6 protein-coding genes and 1 pseudogene are annotated in these 6,061 nt (G+C 64.4%); 3 read left to right on the forward strand and 4 right to left on the reverse strand.

What is annotated here, in order from left to right:
• Positions 1–108 precede the first annotated feature (108 nt).
• From Q1V78_RS07220 to Q1V78_RS07230, 3 genes are all read left to right on the forward strand, one after another.
• The gene (locus tag Q1V78_RS07220; protein WP_300613118.1) at positions 109–1,857 is read left to right on the forward strand and encodes a thiamine pyrophosphate-dependent enzyme; all 1,749 of its coding nucleotides are present in this window, start codon (positions 109–111) and stop codon (positions 1,855–1,857) included.
• A gap of 146 nt (positions 1,858–2,003) precedes the next feature.
• The gene (locus tag Q1V78_RS07225; RefSeq protein ID WP_300613119.1) at positions 2,004–2,369 is read left to right on the forward strand and encodes a hypothetical protein; all 366 of its coding nucleotides are present in this window, start codon (positions 2,004–2,006) and stop codon (positions 2,367–2,369) included.
• Positions 2,281–3,255, forward strand: coding sequence for a hypothetical protein (locus Q1V78_RS07230; protein WP_300613121.1), 975 nt, complete (start codon positions 2,281–2,283; stop codon positions 3,253–3,255). Before Q1V78_RS07225 ends, Q1V78_RS07230 begins: the two co-directional genes overlap by 89 nt.
• Here the strand turns inward: Q1V78_RS07230 and Q1V78_RS07235 are convergent.
• From Q1V78_RS07235 to Q1V78_RS07250, 4 genes and pseudogenes are all read right to left on the reverse strand, one after another.
• The gene (locus Q1V78_RS07235; protein WP_300613125.1) at positions 3,252–4,241 is read right to left on the reverse strand and encodes a TIGR00730 family Rossman fold protein; all 990 of its coding nucleotides are present in this window, start codon (positions 4,239–4,241) and stop codon (positions 3,252–3,254) included. The two genes, Q1V78_RS07230 and Q1V78_RS07235, sit on opposite strands and share 4 nt — an antisense overlap.
• 147 nt (positions 4,242–4,388) lie before the next feature.
• Entirely contained in the window at positions 4,389–4,793 is a 405-nt protein-coding gene (locus Q1V78_RS07240; protein WP_070760984.1) for a cupin domain-containing protein, read from the reverse strand.
• Between the two features lie 139 nt (positions 4,794–4,932).
• The gene (locus Q1V78_RS07245) at positions 4,933–5,817 is read right to left on the reverse strand and encodes a trypsin-like serine protease (protein WP_300613130.1); all 885 of its coding nucleotides are present in this window, start codon (positions 5,815–5,817) and stop codon (positions 4,933–4,935) included.
• Positions 5,798–6,061: pseudogene (locus Q1V78_RS07250) on the reverse strand (DUF418 domain-containing protein); the annotation flags it as partial. The pseudogene Q1V78_RS07250 and the gene Q1V78_RS07245, both read right to left, overlap by 20 nt.

Genomic DNA, 6,061 nt, shown 5'->3' on the forward strand with positions numbered 1-6,061 from the left:
GGATTCAAAGGGCACCACTGTGGCTGGTCGATCTAGACCAGCAACCAGCCACAACTGCTTCTTAAAAACACAGAAACTTAGGTCTGAATTCGAGGAGCGATTGAACCCATGGCTATGACAGTCGGCGAAATGATGGTGAAGGCCCTGGCCGAGCACGGGGTCTCCAAGGTCTGGGGCGTGGTGGGAGATGCCCTCAACCCCCTTACGGACGCAATCCGGCGCGAGGACCGCATCGACTGGATCGGTGTGCGCCACGAGGAGGCCGGCGCCTTCGCCGCCTCCGCGCAGGCCCAGCTTACCGGTGAGCTCGGGGTGGTCATGGGCACCGTCGGCCCCGGCGCGATCCACCTGCTCAACGGCCTTTATGACGCCCAGAAGTCCCACGCCCCGGTGCTGGCCATCGTGGGCCAGGTTCCACAAGCCTCCATCGGGACCAACTTCTTCCAGGAGGTCAACAACGACCGCCTCTTCGACGACGTCTCCGTCTTCACCGCGACGGTCACCACCGCCGAGCAGATGCCCTACCTCTTCGAGCAGGCCGTCAACGCCGCGATCGCCCAGAGTGGCGTGGCGGTGCTGAGCATCCCCGCCGACGTGGGCGGCCTGACCCTGCCCAAGGAGGCCACCACCCCACGCTTCGCGCCGAAGCCCACGGGTTCTACCCCATCCGCCGACCGGGTCGGCGAGGCGGTAAACGCGCTACAGTCGGCGGAGAAGGTCTCGCTGTTGGTCGGCCGCGGAGCACAGAACTCCCGCGAGGAGCTGCTGGAGCTGGCTGAAATCCTGGACTCCCCGATGGTGCTGACGCTTAAGGGCAAGGAATTCCTGGAGGATGAGAACCCATGGCAGCTTGGTCAATCCGGGCTGATTGGTAACCCGGCGGCGATTAAAGCCATGGAGGAATCCGACACGATCTTCATGATCGGCACCGACTTCCCGTACCGGGAGTGGATCCCCTCCGGCAAGCAGATGATTCAGCTGGATATCAACGCCAGCCACATCGGTCGCCGCGCCCAGATCGACGTCGCCCTGGTCGGCGACGCCACCGAAAGCCTCCGCTTGCTGATCGGCGCGCTGCGCAGCGCCGGCGTCGAAAAGGATGAGAAGGACTGGGCCGAAGGGCTGCGCAAGCGCTACGAGCGCTGGCTGGATGGGCAGAAGAAGCTCGCCAACCCGCACTTCGACGAAACGCTGCTAGGCAAGCTGCGTTCTCTGGGCGATAACCCCAGCAAGCGGATCCGCCCGGAGGGTGTGGCCACCGCGCTGGACGAGGTCTGCGCCGACGATGCGATTTTCACCTCAGATACCGGCATGTCGACGGTGTGGCCCTCCCGGCTGCTGCCGATGCGCGGCACCCGGCGCCTCATCGGCTCCTATAACCTGGGCTCCATGGCCAATGCCCTGCCGATGGCGCTGGGCGCGCAGGCGGAGTACCCGGACCGCCAGGTGGTGGCGATGGCAGGCGACGGCGGACTGATGATGCTGGCAGGCGATCTGCGCACCGCGGTGACCTACGATCTGCCGATCACCGTCGTGGTTTTCAACAACACGAAGCTCGGCATGGTGAAGCTGGAAATGGAACAGGTCGGCCTTCCGGAGTACGGTACTGACTTGGATAATCCAGACTTCGCTGAACTTGGCCGTGCCATGGGCTTGGAGACGGTGCAGGTCTCCGAGCCAGAGGAACTGGCCGAAGCCCTGCGCACTGCAGTGCACTCCCCCAAGCCCTACCTGGTCGAAGTTCTCACCAACCCCGACGAGGTGTCGGTGCCGGGTGAAATCGAGCCCTCCCAGGTTTATGGTTTCGCCCGGGCGAAGGCGCTAGAGCTGCTTCCGGATGTGAACTTCCGGAAGTAGCGGCAAGTACCTTCAAGGAAAAATTTAAGAATGAGAAGCATCAAAATTGGGTTGGCGCTCGTCGGGCTACTGGTCGGCGCTGGCTTCGCAACTGGCAAGGAAGTTACCCAGTACTTTGTCAGCTTGGCACGATGGGTGTGTGGGGTGTGCTCGTCGCAGCCATCACCACCGCCGGTGCCGCAATTGTCGCGATGACGGCGGGAAGTTTCTTCCTCGCCGAGGAGCACTCCTCCGTCTTCAACCGCATCTCGCACCCGATCATCTCCAGGGTGATGGATGCGGGGGCAACGGTCACCCAATTTGCAATTGGCTTCATCATGATCGCCGGCGCCGGTGCCGTCGTCGAGCAGCAATGGGGCATTTCAGCCCTGGATCGGTGCCCTGGGCCTGACGATCATCATCGCCCTGGTGGGCTTGTTGGACGTGGATCGCGTCTCAACGATCATCGGCGGGGCAACGCCCCTAATCGTCGTGGTGATCTTCATCGTCTTCGTGTGGGTGCTGCTGAATAAGCCGGACGGCTCCTTCACCGAGCTGGCCGCCATCGGCGCGCAGAACGAGTCCCCAGTGCACCCATGGTGGCTCTCCGCCCTGAACTACACGGGCATGACGCTAGCCACCGGCATCAGCATGATCCTGGTCATCGGTGGCGATAGCGCCAACATGCAGAACGCCATCCGCGGCGGCCTGCTGGGCGGGCTAATTTACAGCACCATGGTGGTCATCGAGGTCATCATGCTGCTGCTGGCCGCCCCGCTGGTCCTCGGCTCCGACGTCCCGATCTTGGCGCTGACGACGCACATCGCACCGTGGTTCAGCCACTTCGCCAGCGTGGTCGTGGTGTTCATGGTCTTCAACACGGCTCTGGGCATGTTCTACGCCCTGGGTCGCCGCCTAACCGCCAAGAAGCCGGAGGCCTACCGCCCGATGTACCTGCTGGGTGTGCTGGTCGGCTTCGGCGTGAGCTTCGTGGGCTTCGGCGACCTGATCAACATGGTCTTCCCGATCCTGGGCTGGATCGGCATGGTCATCGTGGGCGCGTTGATCCTGTGGCGCTTCAAGACGGCCAGCCGCATCGAGGCAGAAGGCAAGGCCCGCTCCCGCATCTGGAAGTACGCCACGGCTCCGGCCAAGGCGTCTACCCGCGACCTGCGCCGCATCGCAACACTGATCCGCGGTACCGCGCCGGAGAATGAGCGCTTCCGTGAGAAGCTGCAGGATGAGCTGGAGCAGCAGCACGAGGGTGAGGGCGAATACGAGGACTCCCGGGAGCCTGCTCAGCACCAGGAGATGCTCGACAAGCTCGAGGAGTACGACGAGCGCTACGCGGCACAACAAGCCGCGGGTGCGACGGATCAGACCCTTGACGCTGCAGCGGACGCACTGAAGCAGAGCTAAGACCAGCGTGGGCGCGGCGGCTGCCAGTCTTCGAAGCGCTCCAAGGTCTCGGCCGCGCCCTCGGTGAGAATCAGCGAATCAAAGTCCGCCGCGCGGATGAAGCCCTCGCCGGCCATCGCGGCCAGCCCCGTGACCAGCGGCTGCCAGAACCGGGAGTTACACAACGCCACTGGCTTGCCGTGGGTGCCGAGCTGGAGGCCGGTCCACACTTCGAAGACCTCGTCGAGGGTGCCCACCCCACCCGGCAGCGCGACGAAGCCATCCGCCAGGTCGGTCATTACTTGCTTGCGCTCGGCCATGGAGTCCACCACCAGCAGCGCGGAGAGCCCGGGGTGAGCGATCTCCTCATCCACCAGGTGCCGCGGCATCACGCCGACCACGTGGCCGCCGTTTTCTAGGACGCCGTCGGCGATCTCCCCCATCAGCCCGACGTGGCCGCCGCCGTAGACCAAGGTGATGCCCCGGTCCGCCAGCTGCTGGCCAAACTCGCGGGCCTGTGCCACGTACTCCTCCCCCGTGCCGGTCTTCGCACCGGTGAACACGGTCAGCGAATTGATCCTGCGCTTCAGCGCCGGCCCGATGCGCTGGGCCAGCAGCGGGGCGAGCTGTTCATCCAGTTCCTCGGGTGCGGTGATGTCCAGCCACCGGGCCTCCGCGATCTCCGCCTGGCCACCGGCCACCTGCCCCAGCGCCTCGTTGTACGGGTGGGTGTACACGGTGCTGCGCACCTTAAAGCCGTCCTCGTTGGCAGCCTGCGCGCTGAAGATGCCTAGGAAGCTGAGGGCTTCCTCCTTGAGCGCCACCCCGATCTCCTCCGTGATCTCCCGCGTGGCAGCCTGCGCACTGGTCTCCCCGGCTTCCGGCTTGCCGCCGGGCAGCTGGAAGTAGGGCGAGCCCTCCTTGCGCACACAGAGCACCCGGCCCTGGCAGTCCTGGATCACGGTGGCGCTGACGGTGATGAGTCTTTCGGATTCAGTGCTGCTCACGGGGTCCTTTCGGTGGGGATTGGTATCTCAAAAAGGGCTCGAAGCAGGCCCTGGAAAAGAACGGAAAGGGAAGGTTCACGATAACAAGACGGCAAAAGCGCCCGACCGGTAGGCCGGGCGCTTTGTCTTGAGCGCGAAGCGTGCTTTCTAGTCGACGTCGTCCGCCTGGGTCTGGTGGACGGTGCCGTGCGCGTGGTGCGGCGGTGCGTAGATGCTGTAGAGCTTCATCGGCTCATCACCAATGTTGATGATGTTGTGCCAGGTCCCCTTCGGAACGATGACTGCCCAGTCGGCGGAGACCTCCTCGGTGAAGGTCACCTCATCCTTGGACGGGCCCATCTCTACGCGACCGCGACCGGACTCGAGGCGCAGGAACTGGTCCTCCTTGGTGTGAACCTCGAGGCCGACGTCCCCGCCCACCGGGATGCTCATCACGGTGACCTGGAACTGTTCCCCGGTCCACAGGGCGGTGCGGAAGGTCTCGTTATCGAGGGTTTCCTTCTCGATATCGACGACGAACGGCTTCGGTCCCTGATCGCGTGTCTCTGCCATGACTACTCCTTGTCCTTGAGATTCTTCGGTTCAGTCTGTTTCGGCTGAGCCGATGTATTCCGCGGTTAAACGGCTACACCCCAAGTGTAGGCGCGATCATGCAGGCCCGCCGGTGAGAAAGCAGGCCACTAGGCGGGTCTTAGGCACCGCGACGACGCAGCAGCAGCCAGGCGCCAGCCGCAACGAGGACGACGACGCCCGCGCCGATGCCGACGTTGCGGGCCGTGTTCCCGGAGTCCTCCGAGGACGCCGCGGCTGCAGGTTCGCTGGAGTCTTCCTTCTTGTCGCCGCCCTTCGCATCACCGCCGCCGATGATCCCGCGGATCCAGTCGGCCTGCTCTGCCACTGGTGCGACAGATACAGCAGCGTTCGACTTCATCTCCTCCTCCGTCGGGTTCTCCGGGTCCTCGAACAGACATGCGGACATGATGCCTGCAACCTTGCCATCGGCGAAGATCGCGCCACCGGAGTCGCCCGGCTGGATGCGCGCGCCGTCCTTCAGGGCAACGTCGAGGGCCTTCGGGGCCTCGTAGAGCGCGAGCGGCGAGTCGCCGCGGACCTTAGTCTTGGCGGACGGCAGCTTGGTGGAGCCACCGGAACCGTCGGAGGACCAGCCGTAGATGTTCACGTCCCCGTTAGGCACCTCATCGGCGACCTCGGCGAAGGTGTCGAGATTGATCTCCTGCTCAGTGTGGAGCAGGGCGATATCCCCGCGTGGGGCAACCTCGTGACGGTCAACCTTGTATACCCGCTGCTCATCACCTTGGCCGATGCGTACCGAACCGCCCGGCTTGGCGGCCGCGTCGATGCAGTGGCGGGCGGTGATCACCCAGTGCGGGTCGATGGCGGTGCCGGTGCACACGCCCTCGTCGGGGTCGGAATCATCGACGCGGACGGAAACGACCGGCTTGGCCTCCTCGGTATCCCCGGCGAAGGTCTTGCTCTCCATGGCTCCGGCGGGTGCGATGGCGAGCGCTCCTGCTGCGACCACCCCGGGGGCCACGCTAGCTGCGAACTTCTTCATTTTTATCCTTTCCAAATGCCGCGGTGATGCGGCGAAGCAGTGTTTCCAGCGGTCCACGGTCAAAGACCGCGAGCCACGCATAAGAGATGAGGATGGCGCCGCCCAGGCTGACCCAGAAGCCGAACCATTCCGGTGCCAGCCGATCCGCCGTGAGCACGTGGATGCAGTAGATCGTGAGCGGCATGCGACCCAGTGGTGCGAGCCAGCCGACCCAGCGCTGCAGCAGGCAGCACAGCGAGCAGAT

The sequence above is a fragment of the Corynebacterium sp. genome (assembly GCF_030152825.1).
In the GTDB taxonomy this organism is placed as follows: domain Bacteria; phylum Actinomycetota; class Actinomycetes; order Mycobacteriales; family Mycobacteriaceae; genus Corynebacterium.

Excerpts from the sequence above, each read along its gene's own strand:
- Q1V78_RS07220 (WP_300613118.1), top strand. The coding sequence starts at position 109 with ATGGCTATGACAGTCGGCGAAATGATGGTGAAGGCCCTGGCCGAGCAC.
- Q1V78_RS07240 (WP_070760984.1), bottom strand. The coding sequence starts at position 4,793 with ATGGCAGAGACACGCGATCAGGGACCGAAGCCGTTCGTCGTCGATATC.
- Q1V78_RS07245 (WP_300613130.1), bottom strand. The coding sequence starts at position 5,817 with ATGAAGAAGTTCGCAGCTAGCGTGGCCCCCGGGGTGGTCGCAGCAGGA.